We start from the raw sequence: 24,047 nt of genomic DNA, 5'->3' as shown, positions 1-24,047 counted from the left end.
CGGTTTCAGTAATCATGCAGTAGCAGTTCACTTCATTATTGTCTCTAAACGTATCCTTCGAAATACTGCTACTGTGCAGTACATCCGGGTTTCCCAATGATGATCCATTAATGAGTCTTTGTCAAATAATGGATACCCGAATACCACATCCCTCATGGCTTTAGGCATTTTTACACGAGATCATCGGGAACGATTGCGTAGGTTTAATTCGGCTTTAAGTAAAGTATTGTTAAGGATTTGTTAGCTTGTATTCAATTACTCCAGTCTCTCTCACGATTTAAATTTTGCAAGCTGTATGAAAATTGACGCTCCTTCGCGTGCGCGCGCCTTCCTGCGCACAACTTTGGGATTGCTTTTGGCAATCCTGCTACTAAACACAAACACCATATTCGCACAAGCACTATCTCCGATTACGGGTACGATAACCGATGGCCGAACCAATACGCCGATGCCGGACGTAAATGTTGTGATTAAAGGCAGCGGCACAGGTACAAAAACCGGGGCAAATGGCGAGTTTGTCATCCGTGCAAAAAAGGGCGACGTGCTGGTAATTTCTTTCGCGGGTTACGAAACACACGAAGTAAGTATACAGGACCAGAGAGCCATCGCTTTTACTTTAAAAGAAAATACGTCCAAACTGGATGAAGTTGTCGTTATTGGGTATGGTACATCGCGTCGAAAAGACCTTACGGGTTCCGTCGCTTCTGTGTCCGGCAAACAGTTGGCTGCAGTTCCTGTAGCAAATGCAGCGCAGGCGCTGCAGGGCAAGATTCCGGGTGTAAATGTAACTACCCAGGATGGTCGCCCGGACGCTTCGGTTTCCGTTCGTGTCCGGGGTGGCGGATCCATTTCCCAGAGCAATGAACCCCTTTATATTGTTGATGGATTTCCGGTCGGTAACCTCAATGATGTTCCCCCAAACCAGATCGAAAGTATTGACGTTTTAAAAGATGCCTCATCAACTGCAATATATGGTGCCCGCGGTGCCAATGGAGTTATCATCGTTACTACCAAAAGCGGAAAAAGCGGCAAGTTGACCGTGAGTTATGACAACTACGTACAGTTTAACCAGCCGACAAAGTACCTGGAAACAATGAGTGCTTACGACTATGTGGCTTACAACTGGACCTATGCAAAAGCCATCAGTGACAACTATGCGAATGCCTGGGCAATGCTTTGGGGTATCGGCAGCTTTGCTGCAACGTCAAACAATCCTGATGGGATAAACCATTATAAAAATGTGGCTGCAACCAATTATTCAAAAGAAGCTTATGGAAGTTCGGTTTCGCATAACCATAATGTGAGCATTAGTAATGGCAACGCAAAAACCAAGTACATGTTTTCTGCAAGCCTTACCGACAACCAGGGCATGAAAATAAATTCCTGGTTTAAGCGCGCCAATGCATCTTTTAAACTAGATCAGAAACTAACCGATAAACTGAACTTTTCCTTCGATACCCGGTATACCGATATCCAGCGTATGAGTAACGAGGGCACTACCAACGGCAGAGGCTCCATTTTGTCTTCTGCTTATCAATTCAGACCGATTGCAACCGCCGATGTACTGGGCGTATTGGACGATCGCAAGAATACTCAACTTGGTTTGTACGATAATGTATTACAGGATATCTACAACCCGGTAGAACTCATGAAAGATTTTTATCCGTTAGCAAAAGAAAGATCATTGCGTTCCAATGCTTCATTATCGTGGAACATCATCAAAGGACTTACGGCAAGGTCGGAGTTTGGTTACAACATGTTTTTCAACAGGGGTAGAACCTGGTCAGGAGCAGTTTACAATAATTTCCTGGATGCTGCCGGTAATAAAACTTTCTCCGGTAACGCCTCCGTTTCCAGTAGTGAAGGTTGGCAGTACCGGTGGGTTAATACCCTCAATTACCAGGTAGCCGGGCTGAATAAAAATCACAACCTCAGTTTCGTAGCCGGGCAGGAAGTCAACAATTCCAATTCGGAAAGTTCAAGCATGTCTGGCAGGCAGTATCCTGTTTCTTTTAGTAAGGAGCGCGCATTTGGAATGATGAACCAGTATTTCACCGATACTTCGCGCGTAAACTACTTTAGCATAAGTTCAGAGGCAGGTACACCCAACAGGTTAAACTCTTATTTTGGTCGCGCCAATTATACGTTGTTCGACAGGTACCTTTTCACCGCAACCTTAAGAGCAGATGGTTCTTCGCGGTTTGCGCCTTCCAATCGTTGGGCGTATTTTCCTGCAGCAGCAATCGGCTGGAGAATTACCGACGAAAGCTTTATGAAAAACGTAACCCTGGTTGATAACCTCAAGCTTCGCTTCTCGTATGGCGCAGTTGGTAATGATGGTATTAGCGCCAATGTGTGGAAAACACAATGGACCTCAACAGGCTTAACCGGATACTCTATAAATGAAGTTCGGCAGGGTGCATATTCACCCGCCGGCACAATTGCTAACCCTAACCTGAAATGGGAAACTACCGTAACCCGTAACCTCGGACTGGACTTCTCCCTGTTTGATAAGAGACTTTCCGGTACCATAGATGTATACAAAAACACCACGAAAGACCTCCTGATGTTAACATCCATCTCTGCAATCAGCGGGTTCTCTTCCACCTATGAAAATGTGGGCAGTACCAGTAACAAGGGTATTGAATTTTCGCTCGGTGGAGACATCGTTCGTGGCAAAGACTTTAACCTGGGTGCAAATTTTAATATCAATTTCAACAGGGGTAAGATCAACGAACTAGCGCCCGGTGTAAATGGATTGTATCGGTCAAACTGGGGATCTACGGGCACACAACCCAATACCGGTGACTACATATTGCAGGTGGGTAAACCGGTTGGCCAGGTTCGCGGATACACCTATGACGGCTGGTATACTACGGATGATTTCAGTTATGCCAATGGCATATATACGTTGAATAAGGCTAAGGGGATTCCCGATATTGGCTCAGGCATCATCGGTACGGTATTCGGTACCACGGCCAATAAGCCTGCGGGACAGGTGGCCTATCCGGGTGTCATCAAATTCAAAGATCTCAATGGCGACGGGGTGATCGATGAAAAAGACGTATCTGTCATCGGCGACATGAACCCGAAACACACCGGTGGCTTTAGCCTGAACGCGTCTTACAAAAACATCGACTTTGCCGCAAACTTCAACTGGAGTTACGGCAATAAAGTTTACAATGCCAATTATCTCGCGGCTTTCTACGGCAGTAAAGAAGATGGTTTATACAAAAACAGGCTGGATTACCTGACCACATCTTATAAGATCTACGATATCGTAAACGACAACGTGGTTAAGGTTACCGACCCCGCAGAGTTGAATAAATTAAATGCCAATGCCACAACCTTTCTGCCTTTTCATGAAAACCCGATAGTGTCAACACTGGGCATACAGGATGGATCATTCTTACGGTTGAACACAGTTACACTCGGTTACAGCTTACCTGAAAACCTAACTAAACTTGTACACATAACCCGGTTACGTTTGTTTGGTTCGATCTATAACGCGTTAACCATAACTAATTACGCCGGCCTCGATCCTGAAGTAAACACCAATACCAGCCAGGGTGGCGCTCAATACCCTACAACCGGCCTCGACTGGGGTGCATATCCACGTGCAAGATCATTCACCGTTGGGGTAAATGTTGAATTTTAAAACACTTCAAACTATCAAAATGAAAAAGCTTTTATATACCACATTAGTCGCATTGATACTTTCCGGGATCTCCTGCAAAAAAGGTTTTTTGGATGTGCAATCACCTTCTTCAGTTGACCAGGATTTTGTGTTCTCTTCCCCCAGTGAAACATTTAAAGTGCTGGCAGGTTGTTACGATCAGTGGCGTGGAGCTTATGGCTCCCTGTATTACGACATTGATGTAGTAGGATCAGATGCGGAAACACATCCTGAGAGCTATGATGCCCAGCTCAGGCATGTTCCGGAAGGCCTTTATGCAAGCGAAATTTCGATTGACTTTGCAGATGCAGTAGGCGTGTGGGCGAACCTTTATCGTGTGGCCAACAGGGCGAACATTATTATGGAAGCCATAGCTGCAAAACCTGAATACCAGGCTGCAATTACTGCCGGTAAGCCAAACGAATGGAGTCAACTCTACGGTGAAGCTGCAATATTCCGGGCTTTCAGCTATCACAACCTGGTGCGCTATTTTGGCGATGTGCCATACTTCCAGACTACGATATTTAAAACGAGTCAAACCGATAGTGCAAAACTTATTTCACGCGATGTGATCTACGATGGCGAAATCGAAAACCTTTCCAAAGTACAGGCGCTGATGTATCGTTTGGGCGAGGGTGGCATCAATGCAGAGCGATTTTCCAGGACGTTTGCGCTCGGACTTGCCGGAAAGATGGCCATGTATGCGGGCGGTTACAGTACCCGTCGTACTGATTTTGATTATGGCAATGTCACCTTTACGCAGCTGGGAAGCGAGAAATGGAACGCTAAATATGTTCGTCGATCCGACTACAAAAAGTATTATGATATTGCAAAAGCAAACTTTAAAGCCTGCCTAGAGAACCAGGGTTCCGCTTACCTGATTACCGCCGATCCCCGCGGTGCCGGCTTTGGCAATCCTTTTCAACTGAACTTTCAACATAACATGAACCTTATTACAAGTCCCGAGTCGTTATATGAAACGGGAGACAGTAAAGGAACGAGTTCTGAACGCCCTTATGCTTTTGGACGGCCATCAAATGGCGGTAGTGCAAATTCTTACCCTAATAAGGCATATGGACAAAGTCGTATGCACCCTGCTTTTTATTATGGTGATTATGATCCGAAAGATCTGCGTAGGGATGTGACTGTAACAGTTAGCGCCAACTCAGGAACTGCATCGGAAACCCTCATCGACTTTATACCGGGTTCGCGCTCTTCAGGTGGTCTGGCCAACAATAAATGGGATGAAAGCCGTATGCCAAACCCATTCATTGCATCTCAACGCCAGGCTGGTGTTAACTGGGTGCAAATGCGCATGGCCGACGTTATACTAATGCTTGCCGAAGCATATGCGGAACTCGGCGACGAGGGTGCCGCCAAGGTTGAATTAAGAAAAGTTCGGAGCCGGGCTTTTGCCGCTGCGGATCAAACAGAAAAAGTAACCAACTACATAAACAACTTAGCCGGAGATGCGCTTAAAGAAGCCATACAGCAGGAGCGCAAACTTGAATTAGCTGGTGAGGGCTTTCGCCGTGATGACCTGATCAGAACCGGGAAGTTGCCAGCCAAAATCAAGGAGCTTCGCGACGCACAAATGGCTATGGTTGCGGGCCTCAAGGCAAGGGGTTATTATACCTTTCCAAACGGGAACACCATATCGAATTACATCTATACCAAAGCAGTAAACGTGTCAGAATTTGGTATGACGAAGATGCTGACTACGCAAAACACCGTTCCGGAGACCGATCCGTCTTACCCTGTACGATTTCCAAGCTGGCGTGGGAATGCCGATGTTTGGTCGGCCTATACACCAACCTCCGGCAACCGCAATCTTGCAATTAAAGGACTGTTCAATTATATCGATCCTAATGGTGCTGAAGCAGCAGCACTGGTTGCGCAGGGTTACAAAAAAACAAACTGGGGAATTAATATCGTTACTTATGAAGGCCAATTTACCACCAATGTTTTTAAGGGCTATAGTGACGCATATTACGCAGCGGGTGTTCCGCCAAGATACTTGTTGCCATTATCGTCTGAAACAATTGCCAAGTCGAATGGGTTGATAAAAAATGGCTACGGCTTTCAATAAGTAAAGGGCTTGAATTCATTGAAAAAGATAGTCACCAGGTTCTGTTGACTATCTTTTTTTTGGCCTTCAGTTCATAACCCGTGTACGGGACTTGAAGGTTGCAAACCAGAACAGCTCTGGGCAGTTGCGATGAGCGGAATTGCATCCGACAAGAGCTCGAAACGTGTTTAGGAGGGATCTGCACGGTAATCCGCAGGTTGCGATCACGAAACTAACTTCCGAACTTATTGTACTGATCCGAACATCATATTTAGCTGGTGGCATTTGCCGGCGGGTAATGCCGGTACAACATCAGTCAAAAATGTGAAAGGCTCATTCTGTAATTGTTCAATTGTATTATCTTGATTGCCTTAAAAGGCATGTGAATGTTCGCCTTGATATGGAGCATTCACGCACCAGTAATGCTGACTGTCACAATACTGTTGCACTGCCTGCAACTAAACAATTGTTATGGAAGAGCTCGAAGGCGAAACCTTTTCAGAGTTACTGGTAAACCGGCTTAAGCAGTTAAGGGAATGGCTTAAACCAAATCCGGTAGATAGTTTGCTTGTTCAATCCTTAAAAATGATTTACAAAGCCATAGCGGTTATCCTGCTTGTTGCTTTTTCTCCTGTGATCCTGTTTGTTCTTTTTCTGGCTTTTGCCGCTGCTTTCTAATCTTAACTATGGTAGTCTTACGTTCACCCCTTTTCCTGGTAAGCCTGATACTTTTTTTACTGCATCAATGCGCTCAGAAGTTATGGGGTTTGCAATTTTCTCTCGTAGATAATTATCTGGATAACCTTGTAGCAATGCCCGTGATTTTACCACTTCTGCAGGCAGAACGAATTGGGTTGTTTCGTAAGTCGCAAGCGTTCAAATTGAGCAGGATGGATGTTGTTGGGGCAACCACTTATATCATCATCATTTCTGAAGTTGTTTTTCCATCGGTTTCCAATCGTTTTACTGCAGACTGGAGGGATGTTCTTTGTTATGCAGCCGGGGGCTACCTGTTTTACATCTTCAATCATCGGCCCACGGGTGAAAGTGACCCCCGATGAAAATCAATCTTCAACGCAAGCAAGAATAAGGGTGGAAGAGGAGTAGCGTTTTAATCGTAGCGGCTGCGTACAACCCGACCAGGGTAGGCCTGCCCTTACTTTAATCATCTTGGGGGATCAAAACCAACGATCACCTCTTACAAAATAACAACATGTCGAACCTTCAACGTCGCAAGTTTCTTAAACAATCAGCAGCTATTGCTTCGGGAGTCACCTTATCGGCTTTGCTAAACCAACCTGTTTTTGGGTCGGCGCCGAAGAAAGCATCGCCTGTTGCTAGCACCATACACGGGCAGGTTCGTGGTTATGTTGATGACGGCATAAATGTATTTAAGGGTGTTCGATATGGGGCCGACACTGCAGCGCGCAGGTTCATGGCGCCGCTGCCTCCGGAAAGTTGGACGGGGATACATGAGGCGACAGCATATGGCGCGTCGTCACCACAGGGATCACGTGGCGGCGACAATATGAGTGAAGATTGTTTATTCCTTAACGTGTTCACACCGGCACTGCGCGACCAGGGAAAACGACCTGTTATGTTTTACATTCACGGCGGCGCCTATTCCGGCGGATCCGGGTCGAGCCCATTGTATGATGGTGTCCGGCTTTGTAAGCGTGGAAACGTTATCGTGGTTTCAATTAATCACCGGCTCAATGCTTTTGGTTACCTGTACCTGGCACGATTCGGCGGAACAGAGTTCGCCGATTCAGGTAATGCCGGGCAGCTGGATATACTGCTTGCACTTAAATGGGTACGGGTAAACATCGCTGAATTTGGCGGTGATCCGGCAAACGTTTTGGTCTTCGGTCAGTCGGGTGGGGGAGCTAAAATTGCCACCATGATGGCAATGCCCGCCGCCAAAGGTTTGTTCCATAAGGCTGCAACCATGAGCGGTCAACAGGTAACAGCAAGTGGACCCTTGAATGCAACACTGCGTACCCGCGCAATGCTGGAGGCATTGAAAATTTCGCCTGAGCGGGCTGGCGAGGTTAGAACTATTCCTTATCAAAGGATTATGGAGGCACTTGGTACAAAGGACCCGGTGCTGCCGTTTGGTAGTGTTTACTTCGGGCCGGTACTGGATGAGCGCTCTTTGACCCGCCATCCTTTTTACCCGGATGCACCAGCTCAGTCTGCGGATATCCCGATGATTATCGGCAACACGCATGATGAAACAAGGGCTTTCCTTGGTGGTGATCCCACAAACTTCACTGTTGGTTGGGAAGAGTTGCCGGATAAGTTGATACCGAACATGCGGGTGGATATTCAGCCGGAAGTTGTTATTGCGCATTACCGGAAATTGTACCCCAATCTTTCTGCAAGTGACCTGCTTTTTAAAATTACGACTGCCTCAAGGTCGTGGCGGGGGGCAATTATCGAAGCAGAAGAGCGGGCAAAATCAGGATCGCCTTCGTATGCTTACCAACTGAATTGGGCAACACCAAAAGACAACGGGAGATTAGGTGCACCTCATGCCTCCGATATTCAAATGGTATTCGATAATATTGATAAGCCTGGAGCAACAGCAATTGGTGAGCAGGCCCAGGCAATGGCGGACATCATGAGCGAAACCTTTATCGCCTTTGCAAAAAACGGAAAACCTGATAATAAGCTTATACCAAAGTGGCGGCCCTACACCTTGCGGGACCGCGAGACAATGGTCTTTGATGTGCCAAGCCGTTTGGAAAAAGATCCCCGTGGTGAAGAACGAAAATTATTTGAAAAGGTACCCTATATTCAGGCAGGCACTTAGTGCCACGGGGGTCGGCACATAATCGGCGGTTTGTACCAGGTTGACAATCAAAAATTGTTACTAAGCAATGTGCCGTTCAAGTGATTGGCACCCGGCTGATTGGAGTGCATCCGGAAGGGAACGATGTTAATGGGGATTCTCCTGGCGCGTCCCAAAAAAGAATCCGTCAGGGCCAATTGTGGTAATACCAGTTATCTTTAAACTAAGCCTATTGTCTCACGCGCAGTGCAACAGTTAGCTACGTACTTTTTTTGGAGGGAATAAGTTGTTAAAGAATCCATTGATACCTTTCCCTTTGTTGTTTTCACGTCGTTCCTGCCGTTCTTCTTTGCGGTCTTCTTTCTCCCGTCGGCGTTCCCGCTTTTTCTTCATGGTTTGCCTGTCCCAGGTAAACTTATTCTCCACAGGAAAGTAATAGCGGAGCGACATATATAGTTTGTTAACCTCCATAGGAGTTTTTGTCGTAGCCTTTTTGTCTTTGGTTACGAAAGTATATCCGTTAACCAGGTGAAAGCCGAGTAACCGGAATCCAATGGCAGGACCAAAACCAAACCTATTGCCATCTTTGAAGTCGGTGAAGTAGCTTAAGTTTCCGCCATAGGTGAAGTTTATCCTTCCACGTTTCATCCACATGCCTGCATGGTAACCTACAACGTGATTAGAGAAGTTGTACGACATGTTTGCAGTGGCTCCAATGATGTGTGGCTTTCGTAAAATGCTGATCTTTCGCCAATGTGCCTCGCCACCAAGTTCGATAGCGGTATATCGACCTTTCTGCAGACCAAGTATGACCCCGACATTGCGCTGATACAAGGTTTTTCTTTTTAAAGGCGCGGGAAAGTTGTGAATGTAATCAGGTGTCACAGATACCCCGCTTTCAGTTGGGGACACCGCAGTATAGGCATATTGGCCACTTGAGGAGATAAAGGCCAGCATAGCAAAAGCGGATATTAATATTTTCATAGCACTTGGGAAATCCGGGTTAGTAACTGCAGTGATTTACTGATGCGTCAAAAATATGTAAATCAGCTTTTCTCTTTCCACTTTTAACTTAACAATACCATCCTGAATAGGCCAGTGCTGTTGCAACGATGCGTTGGGTATTTTTGCCGAGCCAAGGATATGTTTTACCATCAGGTGCAATAGTGTAGGCGTTAAGCCGCAGGAAGAAGGGATGATTGTTCTAAGATAAATAAACGCAGGTGGGCAGCACAAGGCCGGCAAAACCTTTGCAGTAGTGGAAAGTCGAACTTTTTTGATGATGCCAACGGAATTAGAAAATGTATGTCCGCTATGCGGGCGCGAACTGGCCGGACTGTGCAACCGGCATCATCTTGTGCCTTTAAGTAAGGGCGGGAAAAACACACCTACCATTTTGCTGCATAAGATCTGTCATGATAAGATACACGCTGTATTTTCCGAAATGGAACTAAAGCGACATTATGCTACAATTGCCCTGATAAAAGAGCATGAGGAAATACAAAAGTTTATCAGGTGGGTCGCGAAAAAGGAGCCTGAGTTTTACGATAAGTCGGTAAAACGGAAGAAGTAATCTCAATATTTGGTGATACCAAACGCCGGTTACATGAAGATTTACCAGCGAGGGCTGAGCTAATGTATGGGAAGGGAACGGGCACCGTGGTGTCTAATCATCAAAGCTTACCGACACAACCAGTTTTCACGGTATTATCTGTAGCGACTTACCCCGGATGATTGCCATCCGCATGTGTGCCAGGTATGCGGATGGGTTGTTGGTTATTATTAGTAAATCCTAAGTTTTCAGACCGGGACCAATTGGTTTTACAAAACGATGCCTGAGATTACAAAATACTTCATACTTATCTCCTGGCTGCTACCTTGTGTCTTTTGAACGGCTTTGTTAGCAGAGGTATTTGCATTAGTGGTCATGGTAGTATATTGAGCTACCTGGATGTTCTTTACTTGTTGTTGCGGCGTTGGCGCTACTACTTTAGCATGGTCCTTTTTTACTTTCGTGCCATCACGGAGAATGCCATTGTTTCTGACGCTTATTGACAACGGTTCTGCAGTTACGGGCAGTGAGTCAAGGATTACAACAGCTCCGTCGATCACAATGCTACTTACGGATGGCACACTTACGGTAACCTGGAAATTTTCGCCGTCGTTGTTTGTATTTCCGGTACTGCCGTTGTTGTGCACGATATAGTTGACAAACAAAGTATCGTTGGTGGTAAATACCGCAACGCTATCCTTGCTTCCTCCTTTATGGTATTTATACTGCATGGTTTCTGAAAGCTTTAGGTTGCAACGCAGCAATTCAGGGTGAGGCGCGGTGACCTTTACCACCTTGAAAGCGCTGAATGTTCCGGTTCGTATGCTGCCGGCTGCGTTGCTGTTGCTCTTATGCTGTGTAAACTCGTTTTTATCCACTTTGTGCTTTAGCGACATGGCTAGCACCAGGGGTACGATAAAACAAGTTGCAATGACACCGAGAAGTAATTTATTACTGGTTTTCATGACGGTAGTATTAGTTGGTGGCAGCAGTGTATTGCTTTTTAAATTTTTCAAATCTGATGGCAAGGTCCTCGGTTTCAAGTCCGAGCATATTCATCGTGCGAAATACGGATGGTAGTTCCTTTTCGAGGAATTCCGTTTTTCGGTATGCGACGGCATTTTTATAAGCCAGGGGAGTAATAAAATATCCAACTCCTCTTTTATCGTTGATGATTTCCTGTTGCTTCAAGAACTCGTAAGTACGCATCACCGTATTCGGGTTTACTTCAAGCTGAATGGCCAATTCCCGTACACTGGGCACCTTATCTTCAGTTTTCCATTCTTTGAGCAGGATTTTCTCGCAGATATAATCAGCTATCTGCAGGTAAATCGCCGGCCCGTTATTTTGAAATTGCATGATTACTTGTTGTGTGTGACTAATGGGGTTTGATTTCGGGCCTTTACTAGATTTCCTTTTCCCTTAGTCGAACCCATGTAATAAACCAGAATATAGGGGCCCACGCAAATTGAAGCAGGTATTTAAGGAAACTGGTTATTGCGGGTGAGATCGAATATAGCCGATAACCATCTTCACGATTTTCGTTATACTCCCTTAATGATACCAAGTTCCAGGATGAATTGTCTGGCAAGATGTCCTCTAATAGGTGCACATAGTAAGCAAAGGAAAAGATTAATGCTGCAGTAACAACGCTGGTTATTACAAAAGCGTAGCGGGAAAAGTAAACTGAACCGAGGATGTAAAATGCCTGGATAGCAATAAATGCACACATGAAGTACCTCATCACTAAGGAGCCCTCATTGCCTAGGTTATTGGCCTTAACGTATGAACTGCCGGGATTACTTTTAATATACTCGGTTAACAACATAATAGTTACGGATTTCACCAGGAAAAAACTAAGGCAATAAATGATTGTAAACGCAACTGTTGTAAATAGTATCGTGCAAACAAGTTTTTCAAGGTGGGTTGCCGGAAGTGTTAACCAGTAAATGCCCTTATCCCGGTTGCCAAGCATGTTAAACGACATTGCTGCAAATACCCCTCCCCCAAGAAATAATCCCAGGAAAAACATCATATAAGTACCATCCTCATTGTAATTAGGTCCGGCCATTTCAAACCAAAAAGCAAAACTTATTGCAAGAAGACCAACGATGGCGAGAGTGGAAAAGGCGTAGAGCCGGGCATTTTCAAAAAACTGCTTGTTGATGAGTTTGCCAAGCCTGGAAAAGCTGAAAGTATCGGACATAAGAAAGTTTTTAAGCGTGTTAATAGGGGTTTACTGACCGGCGTATTGATGATTGAATACTGCTCGTACCGCATCGCCATTCGTCACTACGGCTTTGTATAGCAACTCAAGATCCAGGCGGGTATCCTCGACTTCGGTATTGGCGGTGACTATTGCAAGTCCCTGAAGTGAAGGCTCTTTATACAACGACTCAGCTATTTCCTGCTGATCAAAGGATATTTTGAATTGAATTTGCCTGTTTATAGAGTCGATGGTTTGATCAAACAATATCTTTCCTTCATCGATGATGGTGATCCGGTCAATTAGGCTCTCCAGGTCTTTTACCTGGTGGGTGCTGATGACAATACATTTGTTTTCATCAACGGCTCCGGCGATGACTTTCCTGAACTTGCTTTTACTCATAATGTCCAGCCCGTTGGTTGGTTCATCCATCAGCAGGAGTGCAGTGTTACAAGCAAGGCCAAAGCTGATCAATACTTTTTTCTTTTGACCATAACTCATGTTTTGGAGCGTGTTTTCCTGGGGTATTTCAAATTCATCCAGGTATTGCATGAATTGTTCCTGGCTAAAGTTGGGATAAAAAGGGGCATTTAGCTTTACAAAGCGTTCAACCGAAACATCCGGCAGGTAAAACTCTTCCGCAACGATGAATACATTATGTAAAAAATCAGGATGTCTTTTACCGGGAGTCATACCCATGACCTCGATGGTTCCTTCGTCAGGAAATAATAAGCCAATAATGCAGCGTAATAAGGTGGACTTACCCGTTCCGTTTTTTCCAAGCAGGCCATAGATGTGGCCAGCTTTTAACGACAGGCTTAAGCCGTTGAAGATTTTCCTTTTTTTGTAAGCAAAATGAAGGTTTTTGATCTTGATCATGTCGAGTGTTTTAGTGTACTACTTTAATAGTACAGTACAAATATCGACATTAATTTGGTTTTGCAAAATTTATTTCACCTTTTTTGCATTCGCCCGTGCAGGTGTTGTCACTTGCCACCATAGCACTGCCCGTCCACGTGATGTCACCTGCAATCATCGCACTGGTCGCCGTTGCAGGTATTGTCACTTGCCATCATAGCACTGCCCGTCCAGGTGTTGTCACCTGCACCAATCGCACTTTTCGCCATTGCAGGTGTTGTCACTTGCCACCATAGCACTGCCTGTGCAGGTGTTGTCACTTGCTAGCATAGCACTGCCTGTGCAGGTGTTGTCACTTGCCACCATAGCACTGCCTGTGCAGGTGTTGTCACCTGCATTCATCGCACTGCCCGTGCAGGTGTTGTCACCTGCACCATCGCACTGCTGCCATTGCGGGTGTTGCCACCTGCAATCCCTGTAATTCTTCGGGAGTAGTATCAGCCCCGGTCCCATCAGGTTCAGCCCTTGTTGATAACAATAAGGGAAACCCCGACCTTCCAGTTTTAGGAACTGGGTTCGATATGGATGAGCACATTGCCCAACTCGGGGAGCTGCTTTTTCAACGTATCCTGGAGGTCATGCGCAATCTCATGACCATGCTTAACACTGATATCTGCGTCAACGGTCGCGTGTAAATCTACCTGGTATTTCATCCCTGTCTTTCGGATGAAACATTTCTCAGTACCAATTACACCATCAACCTTTAGTGAAATATCCCGGATCAGGACAATCAGGTCATCATAACGATGTTCATCCATGATTTCAGCCAAAGCTGGTCTGAATATCAGGTAGCTATTATAGAGTATGAAACCCGAAGCAAAGAGCGCCGCCCAATCATCGGCTGTTTCATAACCCTTACCACACAATAAGGCAATGGAGATCCCGATAAATGCAGCAACGGAGGTAAGTGCATCGCTGCGGTGGTGCCAGGCATCAGCCTTTAGCGAAGAACTGTTTGTTTCGATGCTTCGCTTCATAACAAGGCGAAAAGAAGTTTCTTTCCATATGATAATGACCCCAAGCACCAACAAGGTCCACGATTTTGGAAGTTCATGCACCGTACGGATGTTCTGGATACTTTCGTAGGCAATGACTATCGCAGAGGTGATCAGAAAGCCAACAACAAGGAAAGTAATGAGTGGTTCTATGCGGCCATGACCATAAGGATGATTTTTGTCTGCGGGCCGACTCGCATATTTAATTCCGAACAACACCAGGAAAGAGGCTAGAATATCAGTGGTAGACTCAATAGCATCTGCGATCAATGCATAAGAACTGCCGAAAAACCCGGCAAGTGCTTTTACAATTGCCATAATGGTGTTTCCCACTATGCTGAAGTAGGTTGCCTTAATCGCTTTCTGTTCATTTGTCATTTACATGTCTTTGTTCAGGTCTCCGTCACCAGCTTGAACACCTCAGAGCACTTAAGCAATTGCCGTAGGACTGCGATGCGTCGCTTGATTTCACCGGGTGCTTACATTCAAGCTGGCTAAGCGTGTTGAAAGCTTTCAGCAATAACCGCGGCGAAGATAGACAAAAGGTTGGGGTAGGTGAAAGTGAACCGGCAGTGGTCTTTTCAAACCAATGACTTTCGGGCGAACGCCATGTAGCCTGCATGTGTTCACCTCGATAACGGTCCGGTCAGCGCTTTATGCATGGAATGAACAGGCTCAGTTTACCTACCCCAACCAATTCGACTTTTTTAGATGATGGTTAACCAAAACCAAACGAAATTGTTAAGTTCAATGATGATAGGGCCAGCCAGCAGGATAATGGTAATTCTGCCACCGTTGAGTCATGTTTATGAAAAGGTATCCTGATTGTTTTGCCCGCAGAAGGGCATGAAATTTATAATTGAAAACTATGAACAGCTATTACAATTCGGATGATTTAAAGAAGTTTGGAAACGTAGCCGATTTTCAGAAGGAAATGGGAGAGAAGTTCTTCAGTTACTATGGCGAAGTCTTTAAAGACAGTGCGCTTACGGCACGTGAAAAGTCGTTGATTGCATTAGCCGTTTCCCATGCGGTACAATGTCCCTACTGTATTGATGCTTACAGCAGTGATGCTTATGAAAAAGGGTGGAGTGAGGCCCAGATGATGGAAGCCGTACACGTTGCGTGTGCAATCCGTGGTGGCGCCTCACTTGTGCACGGGGTACAGATGATGAATAAGGTAAAAGAAATAGCAATGTGAGCATGATCAAGTCTTTAAAAGCGCGTAAAAGTGTACTGGCAGATGTTTCGGAACAAATACACATACTGGAAGACCGGCAGCGTAATGAATTTCCATTAGTTCCATTTCAACAAAAACTTGAGCAAAGCGGGCTGTTTCCACTGAGGCCTACCGACCTACAAGTATTCCAGGTGAACCTGGGCAAGATGTGTAACCAGGTTTGCAAACACTGTCATGTAGATGCTGGTCCCGATCGCAAAGAGATCATGACTAGGTCTACCATGCAGCAGTGCCTGGAAGTCCTCCGAGCACACCCGCAGTTGACCACTGTTGACCTGACTGGTGGTGCACCCGAGATGAACCCCGATTTCCGGTGGTTTGTTGAAGAAATCAGCGACTTAGGAAAGCACATCATTGTTCGTTGCAACCTTACTATCTTGCTTGCCAATAAAAAGTACCACGATCTGCCGGATTTTTACAAAATGCACCGGGTTGAAGTTGTATCCTCGCTTCCCTTTTATACCCGCGATAGAACAGACCGGCAGCGTGGTGATGGGGTATTTGATGATAGCATCCAGGCGCTCAGGTGGCTAAACCAGGCAGGCTATGGTATGGATGGTACGAATTTGATCCTAAACCTGGTTTATAACCCGGCAGGTTCGTTTTTACCTGCAGCACAGGAAGCATTGGAAAGTGAGTACAAACAGGCGCTGATGAAAGACTTCGGTATTCGGTTCAATAATCTGTTTGCAATTACCAATTTGCCAATAAGCAGATTTCTCGATTACCTGTTACAGAGTGGAAACTATGAGCGGTACATGGAAAAGCTCGTCGCAGCTTATAATCCCGCTGCTGCAGCTAATGTAATGTGCAGGAACACCATCTCCATTGGTTGGGATGGGTATCTGTATGATTGCGATTTCAACCAGATGCTGGATCTAAAAGTGAGTTGTTCATCGCAGCACATCTCGGACTTCGATACCGGCATGCTAAACGACCGCAACATCATCATCGGGCAACATTGTTATGGATGTACGGCCGGTGCAGGCTCAAGTTGTGGTGGAGCTGTTGTATGATCCTGGTCATAGTTGAGCTCGCAGCGGCAAAAGGGTTAAACACCGGTACCGATTAATAAATCAAAAAGCCGGATGGATTATCTGCCGAAAATACCTTTCAGATTAAATCTCCGAACCACATCGATATGCAAGCAATTACAACGGCGCATCAATATTTAGTAGAACACCAAGTTACCCTTGCTGACATCGGAATTGTTTTAGGAACCGGTTTACACCATTTGCTTAACTACGTAAATATTCAACAGACCATCCCTTATGCGGATATTCCGGGTTTTCCCGTTGCCACGGTAGAGTTTCATAAGGGTAACCTGGTGTATGGCACCATAGGGAACAAGTCGGTGTTGATCATGCAGGGACGTTTTCATGCATATGAAGGCTACTCAATGCCTGAGATTGTATTCCCGGTGCGGGTGATGAAATTATTGGGTGTACAGTACCTGCTGTTATCGAATGCAGCCGGTGGAATAAATCTTAATTATAAGCAAGGTGACCTGGTCCTGATCGATGATCACATCAACCTGCAATCAGGTAACCCGCTCACGGGTAAAAACCTGGATCAATTGGGTGAACGTTTCCCGGATATGAGTGCGCCATACAGTCCTGTACTCAATGATTTGCTTTTGTCGAACGCCCAAACGATGGGTATCACCTTACAAAAAGGGGTTTATGCTGCCGTAAACGGGCCGAACCTGGAAACCCGTGCCGAATATCGATATCTTAAGGTAATTGGTGCCGACCTGGTTGGCATGTCGACTGTTCCGGAGGTAATTGCGGCCAATCACATGCAGTTGCCCTGTGCGGCAATTTCAGTGGTTACAGATGAATGTGACCCTGACAATTTAAAGCCGGTAAACATCAGCGAGATCATTGAGGTTGCAGGTAAGGCTGATGGGAAACTAAGTAAACTGTTTGAACAAGTTATCCTGGCCATATGATGAGCAAAGATGTTTTGCTCGTTTTTATTCGCAACCCGGTGTATGGCAAGGTAAAAACACGGCTTGCCGCAACCATGGGCGATGAAGCCGCATTTCGTATTTACAGTGCCCTGCTGAATTATACCAGCCTGGTGGCGAAAAGCGTCGCGAGCGAAAAGATCATATGCTATTCAGATTATATTGAACAGGAGGATCAGTGGAGCGGGTACCAGAAGCTACTGCAAACAAAGGGAGACCTGGGCGAGAAAATGAAGCATGCTTTCCGTCATGCGTTTCAGTCTGGGTATGCTAAGGCTGTGATCATAGGCAGCGATTGTTTGGAGATTACTCCAGAAATCATCGGGGCTGCATTCGATCAATTGGACAGTCATGATGTGGTAATTGGTCCGGCAAATGACGGCGGCTATTACTTGCTTGGTATGAAGCGTCTCTGGGAACCCCTGTTTGAAAATGTGCAATGGAGTAGTAGTTCCGTTTTTAGTTCAACTATCAACGCCATCACGGAACTGGATCTTTCGTATTTTCTTTTGCCTGTGCTGAACGATATAGATGAAGAAAATGACCTCAAGCGGATATAAATCGATTGGTGACTATCAATGGTTAAACGAAAATTCAGGGGAGTCAAGATACTTTATTTTATGCCTACGCTGTTCATTATCAATTAATTTAGGTTAGTGTTGAACATATAATTTTTAGTCTGAACCTAAACTTTTACATTCATCAAAACCCAACCTGCTCCATAGCGAACAGAAAGTATAAGTGAGTGGCACCCGTCCGACTGGCGCAGCCGGGCGGGCAACGATGTTCCCCGAAGCACCGGGGCTGGTCGCCAAAAGAAAGAACATGTCCAGATCTGAGCTCATATTTGTGTACAACGCCGGGAGCGGACTATTTGACTCCCTTACCGACTTCGCTCACAAGATTATTGCACCTTCCACCTACCAATGCCGTTTATGTGCCCTGACTTATGGCAACTTCACCGTTAAGCAGCAATGGAAAGACTTTATCAGCCAATTACCTATAAAGGTGAGCTTTCTTCATAAAGATGAGTTCGCCCGGCTGAACACCTCAGGCGTTGCTCTTCCGGCGGTTTTCATACGTTCTGACGACTCATTAACCCTTTTTGTCAGCAACAACCAAATAAATGAATGTCGCACGCTCAACGACTTACAGGAGCTGCTATTATCAGCATTAGCCACCTATGATCAGCATAATCATACCAACTTATAACGAGGCCGACCAGATAGCAACCACTATCCATAGGGTACTGGCTGAAAAGGGCGACCAACCTTTGGAATTAATCGTGGTGGATGGTGGAAGTTCCGATGCAACCTTCGACATTGCGCAACGATGCGGTGCCAAAACCCTGATTAGCCATAAAAAGGGCAGGGGAGCACAAATGAATGCTGGTGCGGCTATGGCAAGGGGAGAAGTGCTATATTTTTTGCATGCAGATAGTATTCCGCCACCAAATTTTACGGTATACATTAACAAGGCGCTGGAGAATGGTGCCATTAGCGGTTGTTTCAGGCTGCAGTTCGACTATGCACACTGGTTTTTAAAAGCAAATTGTTGGTTCACCCGCTTCAATGTAGATGCGGTGCGGTTTGGTGATCAGAGTCTTTTTGTAACAAAAGAGGTATTCGGGAACGCTGGTGGTTACCGCGAAGAACTCGTGGTTATGGAAGACCAGGAGATCATCGGTCGCATCAAACGGTTTGGCCGGTTCAAGGTAATGAATGCAGCGATGACCACCTCTGCCCGAAAATACCACGATAACGGGATCTATAATATGCAGCTAATCTTTTTCAGGATATGGTTGTTGTATTACCTGGGCTATTCCCAGGAACACCTTGTAAAGGTTTACAAATCACTTATCCGAAAGCACAAACTATAACCATGAAGCCAAACGACGATAATGCGAAACTTCCACCCGAACAACGACCCTTCCGGGTACTGATCATTTCCGGCTCGCAAAGAAGGCAATACAACTGCCCGGGAGTGGATGGTAAATCCAGAACCCTGATGCTGAAGATGGCGGAGATGCTGCCACAGGATTGGGAAATCGACTATGAGGATCTTGGTAATGTTTATAGCCGCGCCCAGATCAGGAGTTGTAACGCCTGTGTGTCTACTTCCATGGCGCTGTGTGTATGGCCGTGTAATTGTTACGAAAAAGGCAGCCTGATGGAGAAAGACCTGATGTGGGAGATGGACCTGTATGCCCGCCTTGATATGGCCGATGCATGGGCGATCATTGGTCCCATCAATTGGTATTCACCAAGCAGCAATCTGAAGTTGATGTTTGACCGGCTTGTTTGTATGAACGGCGGAAATCCCGATGAAAGCCTTATTGACCATAAGGATCCAGAGAAAGCGATTGCGCTGGAAAAGACAGCACTCTGGAACGAACTTAGCGTAAATCACCTTGAAGGTAGAACCGCCGGCTTTTTCTGTTATGGTGATGAGGGTGGGGATGAAATGGATGAGCAGGGCAGGCCGAAGGTGCTGAAACACAAGCAATATTTTACTCCAGAGCAGGAACCGTTTGAAAATGAAAGGGATGCCTACGCACCACTCGTGTGGCAATGCCGTTATGGTGGGGTAGAGGTGCCCGACCAGCTTTGGCAACATTGTACTAGTGGCAAAGGACGCAAATACAGCGAAAACCAGGCAGAACATATGATTGCCGAACAGGAATTTATGCAATCGTTCGAAAGATGGGTAGGTGATTTCGCGAATTTTGTTAATGCTAAAGGCAAAGTAAGCCCCGGTAAATACCGGGCGTATGGCTTTAAGCGGAAGACAAACTTGTGGAAGGAGGCCAAGACCGGTATTCGTTCGTGGATGTTGCGGTTTGGCATCACGCCTGAAAATTCATCCCCCGAAAAGCAGAAGGAGCTAGGCCTTAACCAGGATGTTACTTTGCAGCCCGGGAAAAGCGAGGGCGAAAAGCTGCGAAAATAATATTGTAGTCAAGTTAAATATCAGCCCTGGCCTGAACCATAAGTGCACAGTTGTTTACTGGCATGGTCTGTAAAACAATGCTATGAAACTTATTCACCGCATATTTGACCGTAAAGGAACCCCCGTTTTAACCGTTGTTTTTGTAACCTTGTTTTTACTGGAGGGCAACAGAGCACTCCGAAAACGAAAACTATCCCGTGCCTCCAGGGTTGTTGTGAATGCACTTGTCTCCGTTCCTGCGTTTACGCTATTGCGGTTTATCCTCTTACCCGTGCTTGTTCAACTTGCCCGCAAAAGCGCCGGGACAGGTATTGGCTTGAACCACCGCTACCAGGCACCCCGATCAGTAAAGGGGTTGATTGCGTTTTTATTGCTAGACTATACCAACTATCTCTGGCATATTCTAAACCATAAACTGCCAATACTTTGGCGATTTCACCTCGTTCATCATACCGATCCGGATCTTGATGTAAGCACCGCATTAAGGTTTCATTTTGGCGAGCTGATCGGGTCTGTTTTTTACCGCGGCTTTTGTGTATTCGCGATCGGTGCGAGCCCGTTCACCGTTTTGCTATACGAAATCCTGTTTGAAACCGCTACCCAGTTCCATCACAGCAACCTGCGGTTAACTTATCAACTTGAAAAGCGGCTCAACAAGGTGATTGTAACTCCGCGGATGCACGGTATTCACCATTCGGTGGAAAAGCACCAGGCAGATAGTAACTATTCGGTGATCTTTTCATTTTGGGATCGTTTGCATAAGACTGCTTTGCTCAACGTTCCGCAACAATCCATCGTAACCGGTTCAGCAAATTATCTGGATCATACCGAGTTGACCGTGCAATTCCTGCTTCGTCTTCCCTTTTCGAAAATCAGAACCGGTGATACTGAGAGCAGCTTTCAGCCTAGTCAATGGGAACAGAGACGTAACATGCTGGCAGAGTGAATATTTTAATTAATTATTAATTACCCTTGCAGAAGGATCAGCATACATTAATAATGATGATGAAGTAATGTACTTGTTTAATTTCGGTTGCATGGCTATTTGCGACCGGCTTATTATAAACTTCGATTACAACGATTTTTTGGGGACTAGCAGCATGGCTTTATTCGACATTGTTGCCCGCCCGGCTGCCCCAGTGGGACTGGGGTCACTCAGTTGTGCTTGTAATGCCTTCGCTGAGCGAGATCCGTCTTTCCATTGGTTTACAATTGAGTACGTGTTCATATGTATTTACGGCGTTTTCAGATGGCATAGTTTTTAGACGTTTTGCTCTTAAACGCTAGCTATGTTTAATAGGATTTTGTTGGTTGCTGTATTGTTCACCTTTCTTGTTTCTTGCGAAAAGGATGATTTGGCAATAGACATTGCGAAAGAAACCTATGCACTGCCAGGAGATACGCTTTACCCGGAAGGCATAGCTTACAATTCCCGATCCGGGCTGTTTTACACCGGCAGTACAAACAATGGCGACATTTACCAGGTAGACGTGGAAACAGGTGCGGTAAAGCTGTTTGCTCCCGGACCGCTGCAGGGTAGAAGGGCTGTTACGGGTTTGAAGATCGATCAGCTATACCGGTTGTGGGCATGTGGTGGAGCCGACAACAAAATTCACGTTTTCGATCTTGATGGTTCCCTGATTAAAACCTGGGATACCAAAGCCTTATTCAACTCCGGGTTTATCAATGATTGTATTACCGATGATACGCACATCTATTTTACTGACTCGCAGCAGCGTAAGATCTACCGGATTAGTACCGTAGAAAGTATACCCGGCAATGCTGAAGAATGGCTTACGTTTACCGACGCCCAAATTCCCTATATTAGTCCGGGCACAAACGCCAATGGAATTGTGAATACCCCCGATAATAAATACCTCATAATTGTTGTTTCTTCTTCCGGTAAGCTTTACCGCATCGATAAAGCTTCAAAAGCCATTACCGAAATCACTCTGACTACACCCGTTAACTCTGGAGACGGCTTGTATATTGAAGGAACCAAGCTGTATGTTTCCCGTAATGCAACCAACCTGATCTTCCCGGTGACCTTAAACGAAGATTTTACTGCCGGTGTTGTTGGTAATGGGTTCGGTACCAACCTTTTGTTTAATACTACAATGGCAAAGGCAGGCGACTTTTTCCTTGTTGTGAACGGCCAGCTGAACCGGAGAGCTACCGGGAATCCTGTTCTACCATTTAGTGTTTCAAGGGTTGCTATTCCATAATCCCCTTTTGGCACCCCGTTGTAGTGTTACGATCTTGTTCCGGAGCGTACCGCAACAATCAATATTGTTGGACATATGGTTTCTGACGTACAATAACTACCAACTCTGTCGGGCGATTGCTTAAGCTAAAGTCACATCTCCTGTTTTGTTTGGGACAAGTGCACTTATGCTTCATCAACGCAACCAATTGATCTTTAAAGTTTTCGAATGCTTGATAACTAATTTAAGTCAGGAGGTTTTTATAAAAGCTCAGCAGTGTTATTTCTTCTCGGTTCCAGCATAACACTTTCCTGGCCAGCAAACAGTTATGCTTCAACCTGGCATAAAGGACCGTATCGTTCAAGAGCCTGTTGATGGCATCGGCGATCGTCACCGGGTTTGTATCATCAATGAGCAAGGCCACCTCATAATCGTCGTTTATTCGTTTGTACTCGGGATATCCAACACAAACCTGCGGAATACCGGCCATGATATAATCGAAAAATCTGTTGGCCAGTGACTGGTATTGATTAAGCCCCATATTTTCAAATAGGGTTAACCCGATAAACGCCCGGGGGGTAAGTAATCTTAACTCAGCAGGCAACACCGATCCGCTTAACGTTACCTTATTATCGACCTTATGTAGTTTTACAAGTTCCTCTACTTTCTGTAAAAAATTCCCATCACCACAGATGACCAGTCTGGCGGGCACATGCCGCATCGCTGGTATCAGCGTTTCAAAACTGCGCCCTTTGTTTACGGCTCCCTGGTAAATGATAAAAGGTTCATCCTGCTGCGGGGCGGTCAATGGCTCCAATACCGGAAGATTACGAACAACCTTGTAGTACACTTGGTAACGCCTTTCAAGTTCGGCTTTGATGAACTGGTTTACGGTATATCCATTCGGAAATCGGGGAACAGCAAATTGCTCAATTTTCAACCATGCTGCGTGTATCAGGGGTCGTGTTACAATTTCTTTTTGCTCTGTAAAAAGTTCATGCGCGTCGTAAACGCGTTTTATGCCGTAGAGCCTTGATACAATGTAACAGGGTAAAATGGTGTCAAGATCAATGGCACAAATGATATCCGTGCGATTCAAGAACAGGTGAATCAGCAAACGAATATTAAATAAAAGGTACATGCTTTTACCCTTCGTAAATGGTATGTAAAGCCGGCGTTGTTCATAGGCAGCTTTCTTCAGCGGTTGAGAACTGCGAATACCCCTCCCCACAAGTGTAACCCTGTAGCCACACCTCGACAGGCTACTACAAATACGCTGCATTCGTTGGTCGTAGGTAAGGTCGTTGGTAACCGTTAAGGTTATTTTAGAAGCTTTCATTGTTGTAAGCGATGGTATGCCCGGCGATTAGATGGGCCGTTTTTTACGACTGCAGGATGGTGGAAAATAGGCAATACCTATAAAAGCAGAAAATTTAGTATAGTTGTGCAGGTCTCCTGCAAAAGCATAAGATGCCT

General features: G+C 45.6%; 22 protein-coding genes. 15 read left to right on the top strand and 7 right to left on the bottom strand.

Features of this window, described 5'->3' with window-relative positions:
• Positions 1 to 295 precede the first annotated feature (295 nt).
• The 5 genes from EXU57_RS19155 to EXU57_RS19135 all read left to right on the top strand — a co-directional run bounded on the left by EXU57_RS19155 (position 296) and on the right by EXU57_RS19135 (position 8,559).
• Entirely contained in the window at positions 296 to 3,658 is a 3,363-nt protein-coding gene (locus EXU57_RS19155; RefSeq protein WP_133269859.1) for a SusC/RagA family TonB-linked outer membrane protein, read from the top strand.
• Positions 3,659 to 3,677: 19 nt separating this feature from the next.
• Positions 3,678 to 5,765 carry a RagB/SusD family nutrient uptake outer membrane protein gene (locus EXU57_RS19150; protein ID WP_165958204.1) on the top strand — a complete coding sequence of 696 codons (2,088 nt, stop codon included), beginning with the start codon at positions 3,678 to 3,680 and terminating at the stop codon, positions 5,763 to 5,765.
• 450 nt (positions 5,766 to 6,215) lie between these two features.
• Positions 6,216 to 6,422: a hypothetical protein gene (locus EXU57_RS19145; RefSeq protein WP_133269857.1), complete on the top strand. Its 207-nt coding sequence runs from the start codon at positions 6,216 to 6,218 to the stop codon at positions 6,420 to 6,422.
• 8 nt (positions 6,423 to 6,430) lie between these two features.
• The gene (locus EXU57_RS19140; RefSeq protein WP_133269856.1) at positions 6,431 to 6,805 is read left to right on the top strand and encodes a hypothetical protein; all 375 of its coding nucleotides are present in this window, start codon (positions 6,431 to 6,433) and stop codon (positions 6,803 to 6,805) included.
• 152 nt (positions 6,806 to 6,957) lie between these two features.
• Positions 6,958 to 8,559, top strand: a complete 1,602-nt coding sequence (locus EXU57_RS19135; protein ID WP_133269855.1) for a carboxylesterase/lipase family protein — start codon at positions 6,958 to 6,960, stop codon at positions 8,557 to 8,559.
• Positions 8,560 to 8,793: 234 nt separating this feature from the next.
• On the opposite strand, the gene EXU57_RS19130 is transcribed toward EXU57_RS19135, so the two are convergent.
• Positions 8,794 to 9,522, bottom strand: coding sequence for a hypothetical protein (locus EXU57_RS19130; RefSeq protein ID WP_133269854.1), 729 nt, complete (start codon positions 9,520 to 9,522; stop codon positions 8,794 to 8,796).
• A 295-nt stretch (positions 9,523 to 9,817) separates the two neighbouring features.
• On the opposite strand from EXU57_RS19130, the gene EXU57_RS19125 reads away from it, so the two are divergent.
• Complete coding sequence (locus EXU57_RS19125) at positions 9,818 to 10,111, top strand: HNH endonuclease (RefSeq protein WP_243745663.1); 294 nt, start codon at positions 9,818 to 9,820, stop codon at positions 10,109 to 10,111.
• Between the two features lie 248 nt (positions 10,112 to 10,359).
• Here EXU57_RS19125 and EXU57_RS19120 read toward each other — a convergent pair whose 3' ends face one another.
• The 5 genes from EXU57_RS19120 to EXU57_RS19100 all read right to left on the bottom strand — a co-directional run bounded on the left by EXU57_RS19120 (position 10,360) and on the right by EXU57_RS19100 (position 14,587).
• A complete protein-coding gene (locus EXU57_RS19120) occupies positions 10,360 to 11,055 on the bottom strand; it encodes a hypothetical protein (protein ID WP_133269853.1) in 696 nt (231 codons plus the stop codon).
• A gap of 10 nt (positions 11,056 to 11,065) precedes the next feature.
• Positions 11,066 to 11,449: a GntR family transcriptional regulator gene (locus EXU57_RS19115; protein ID WP_133269852.1), complete on the bottom strand. Its 384-nt coding sequence runs from the start codon at positions 11,447 to 11,449 to the stop codon at positions 11,066 to 11,068.
• A 46-nt stretch (positions 11,450 to 11,495) separates the two neighbouring features.
• Positions 11,496 to 12,296 carry a hypothetical protein gene (locus EXU57_RS19110; protein ID WP_133269851.1) on the bottom strand — a complete coding sequence of 267 codons (801 nt, stop codon included), beginning with the start codon at positions 12,294 to 12,296 and terminating at the stop codon, positions 11,496 to 11,498.
• A gap of 30 nt (positions 12,297 to 12,326) precedes the next feature.
• Positions 12,327 to 13,175 carry an ATP-binding cassette domain-containing protein gene (locus tag EXU57_RS19105; protein WP_133269850.1) on the bottom strand — a complete coding sequence of 283 codons (849 nt, stop codon included), beginning with the start codon at positions 13,173 to 13,175 and terminating at the stop codon, positions 12,327 to 12,329.
• 542 nt (positions 13,176 to 13,717) lie between these two features.
• A complete protein-coding gene (locus EXU57_RS19100; RefSeq protein ID WP_133269849.1) occupies positions 13,718 to 14,587 on the bottom strand; it encodes a cation diffusion facilitator family transporter in 870 nt (289 codons plus the stop codon).
• Positions 14,588 to 15,077: 490 nt separating this feature from the next.
• Between EXU57_RS19100 and EXU57_RS19095 the strand changes: the two genes are divergently transcribed.
• The 9 genes from EXU57_RS19095 to EXU57_RS19055 all read left to right on the top strand — a co-directional run bounded on the left by EXU57_RS19095 (position 15,078) and on the right by EXU57_RS19055 (position 22,592).
• Positions 15,078 to 15,410 (top strand): arsenosugar biosynthesis-associated peroxidase-like protein, encoded by a 333-nt coding sequence (locus tag EXU57_RS19095; protein WP_133269848.1) that lies wholly within the window; start codon positions 15,078 to 15,080, stop codon positions 15,408 to 15,410.
• A 2-nt stretch (positions 15,411 to 15,412) separates the two neighbouring features.
• Positions 15,413 to 16,465 (top strand): arsenosugar biosynthesis radical SAM (seleno)protein ArsS, encoded by a 1,053-nt coding sequence (gene arsS / locus EXU57_RS19090; protein WP_207955535.1) that lies wholly within the window; start codon positions 15,413 to 15,415, stop codon positions 16,463 to 16,465.
• 125 nt (positions 16,466 to 16,590) lie between these two features.
• Positions 16,591 to 17,400, top strand: a complete 810-nt coding sequence (locus tag EXU57_RS19085; RefSeq protein ID WP_133269847.1) for a purine-nucleoside phosphorylase — start codon at positions 16,591 to 16,593, stop codon at positions 17,398 to 17,400.
• The gene (locus EXU57_RS19080; protein ID WP_133269846.1) at positions 17,397 to 17,978 is read left to right on the top strand and encodes a TIGR04282 family arsenosugar biosynthesis glycosyltransferase; all 582 of its coding nucleotides are present in this window, start codon (positions 17,397 to 17,399) and stop codon (positions 17,976 to 17,978) included. Before EXU57_RS19085 ends, EXU57_RS19080 begins: the two co-directional genes overlap by 4 nt.
• Before the next feature lie 265 nt (positions 17,979 to 18,243).
• The gene (locus EXU57_RS19075) at positions 18,244 to 18,630 is read left to right on the top strand and encodes a hypothetical protein (RefSeq protein WP_133269845.1); all 387 of its coding nucleotides are present in this window, start codon (positions 18,244 to 18,246) and stop codon (positions 18,628 to 18,630) included.
• Positions 18,602 to 19,297, top strand: a complete 696-nt coding sequence (locus EXU57_RS19070; RefSeq protein ID WP_133269844.1) for a TIGR04283 family arsenosugar biosynthesis glycosyltransferase — start codon at positions 18,602 to 18,604, stop codon at positions 19,295 to 19,297. The genes EXU57_RS19075 and EXU57_RS19070 overlap by 29 nt, the downstream gene beginning before the upstream one ends.
• A 2-nt stretch (positions 19,298 to 19,299) precedes the next feature.
• A complete protein-coding gene (locus EXU57_RS19065; RefSeq protein ID WP_207955534.1) occupies positions 19,300 to 20,367 on the top strand; it encodes an NAD(P)H-dependent oxidoreductase in 1,068 nt (355 codons plus the stop codon).
• Between the two features lie 82 nt (positions 20,368 to 20,449).
• On the top strand, positions 20,450 to 21,313 hold the full coding sequence (locus EXU57_RS19060; RefSeq protein ID WP_133269842.1) for a sterol desaturase family protein: 864 nt from the start codon (positions 20,450 to 20,452) through the stop codon (positions 21,311 to 21,313).
• A 343-nt stretch (positions 21,314 to 21,656) separates the two neighbouring features.
• A complete protein-coding gene (locus tag EXU57_RS19055; RefSeq protein ID WP_133269841.1) occupies positions 21,657 to 22,592 on the top strand; it encodes a hypothetical protein in 936 nt (311 codons plus the stop codon).
• Between the two features lie 223 nt (positions 22,593 to 22,815).
• Here EXU57_RS19055 and EXU57_RS19050 read toward each other — a convergent pair whose 3' ends face one another.
• On the bottom strand, positions 22,816 to 23,910 hold the full coding sequence (locus EXU57_RS19050; RefSeq protein WP_243745662.1) for a glycosyltransferase: 1,095 nt from the start codon (positions 23,908 to 23,910) through the stop codon (positions 22,816 to 22,818).
• Positions 23,911 to 24,047: the final 137 nt, after the last annotated feature.

This window comes from Segetibacter sp. 3557_3 (assembly GCF_004354985.1).
Lineage (GTDB): Bacteria > Bacteroidota > Bacteroidia > Chitinophagales > Chitinophagaceae > Segetibacter.
Note: the sequence above shows the minus strand (reverse complement) of the source record. Positions and strands in the feature narration are given on the sequence as shown.

What these genes read in the sequence shown, in the direction of transcription:
- EXU57_RS19065 (WP_207955534.1), top strand. Translation starts at nt 19,300, where the DNA reads ATGAAGCCAAACGACGATAATGCGAAACTTCCACCCGAACAACGACCC.
- EXU57_RS19155 (WP_133269859.1), top strand. Translation starts at nt 296, where the DNA reads ATGAAAATTGACGCTCCTTCGCGTGCGCGCGCCTTCCTGCGCACAACT.
- EXU57_RS19100 (WP_133269849.1), bottom strand. Translation starts at nt 14,587, where the DNA reads ATGACAAATGAACAGAAAGCGATTAAGGCAACCTACTTCAGCATAGTG.
- EXU57_RS19085 (WP_133269847.1), top strand. Translation starts at nt 16,591, where the DNA reads ATGCAAGCAATTACAACGGCGCATCAATATTTAGTAGAACACCAAGTT.
- EXU57_RS19130 (WP_133269854.1), bottom strand. Translation starts at nt 9,522, where the DNA reads ATGAAAATATTAATATCCGCTTTTGCTATGCTGGCCTTTATCTCCTCA.
- arsS (WP_207955535.1), top strand. Translation starts at nt 15,413, where the DNA reads ATGATCAAGTCTTTAAAAGCGCGTAAAAGTGTACTGGCAGATGTTTCG.
- EXU57_RS19145 (WP_133269857.1), top strand. Translation starts at nt 6,216, where the DNA reads ATGGAAGAGCTCGAAGGCGAAACCTTTTCAGAGTTACTGGTAAACCGG.
- EXU57_RS19150 (WP_165958204.1), top strand. Translation starts at nt 3,678, where the DNA reads ATGAAAAAGCTTTTATATACCACATTAGTCGCATTGATACTTTCCGGG.
- EXU57_RS19120 (WP_133269853.1), bottom strand. Translation starts at nt 11,055, where the DNA reads ATGAAAACCAGTAATAAATTACTTCTCGGTGTCATTGCAACTTGTTTT.
- EXU57_RS19075 (WP_133269845.1), top strand. Translation starts at nt 18,244, where the DNA reads ATGTCCAGATCTGAGCTCATATTTGTGTACAACGCCGGGAGCGGACTA.
- EXU57_RS19080 (WP_133269846.1), top strand. Translation starts at nt 17,397, where the DNA reads ATGATGAGCAAAGATGTTTTGCTCGTTTTTATTCGCAACCCGGTGTAT.
- EXU57_RS19050 (WP_243745662.1), bottom strand. Translation starts at nt 23,910, where the DNA reads ATGAAAGCTTCTAAAATAACCTTAACGGTTACCAACGACCTTACCTAC.
- EXU57_RS19070 (WP_133269844.1), top strand. Translation starts at nt 18,602, where the DNA reads ATGATCAGCATAATCATACCAACTTATAACGAGGCCGACCAGATAGCA.
- EXU57_RS19055 (WP_133269841.1), top strand. Translation starts at nt 21,657, where the DNA reads ATGTTTAATAGGATTTTGTTGGTTGCTGTATTGTTCACCTTTCTTGTT.
- EXU57_RS19115 (WP_133269852.1), bottom strand. Translation starts at nt 11,449, where the DNA reads ATGCAATTTCAAAATAACGGGCCGGCGATTTACCTGCAGATAGCTGAT.
- EXU57_RS19060 (WP_133269842.1), top strand. Translation starts at nt 20,450, where the DNA reads ATGAAACTTATTCACCGCATATTTGACCGTAAAGGAACCCCCGTTTTA.
- EXU57_RS19095 (WP_133269848.1), top strand. Translation starts at nt 15,078, where the DNA reads ATGAACAGCTATTACAATTCGGATGATTTAAAGAAGTTTGGAAACGTA.
- EXU57_RS19110 (WP_133269851.1), bottom strand. Translation starts at nt 12,296, where the DNA reads ATGTCCGATACTTTCAGCTTTTCCAGGCTTGGCAAACTCATCAACAAG.
- EXU57_RS19140 (WP_133269856.1), top strand. Translation starts at nt 6,431, where the DNA reads ATGGTAGTCTTACGTTCACCCCTTTTCCTGGTAAGCCTGATACTTTTT.
- EXU57_RS19135 (WP_133269855.1), top strand. Translation starts at nt 6,958, where the DNA reads ATGTCGAACCTTCAACGTCGCAAGTTTCTTAAACAATCAGCAGCTATT.
- EXU57_RS19125 (WP_243745663.1), top strand. Translation starts at nt 9,818, where the DNA reads ATGATGCCAACGGAATTAGAAAATGTATGTCCGCTATGCGGGCGCGAA.
- EXU57_RS19105 (WP_133269850.1), bottom strand. Translation starts at nt 13,175, where the DNA reads ATGATCAAGATCAAAAACCTTCATTTTGCTTACAAAAAAAGGAAAATC.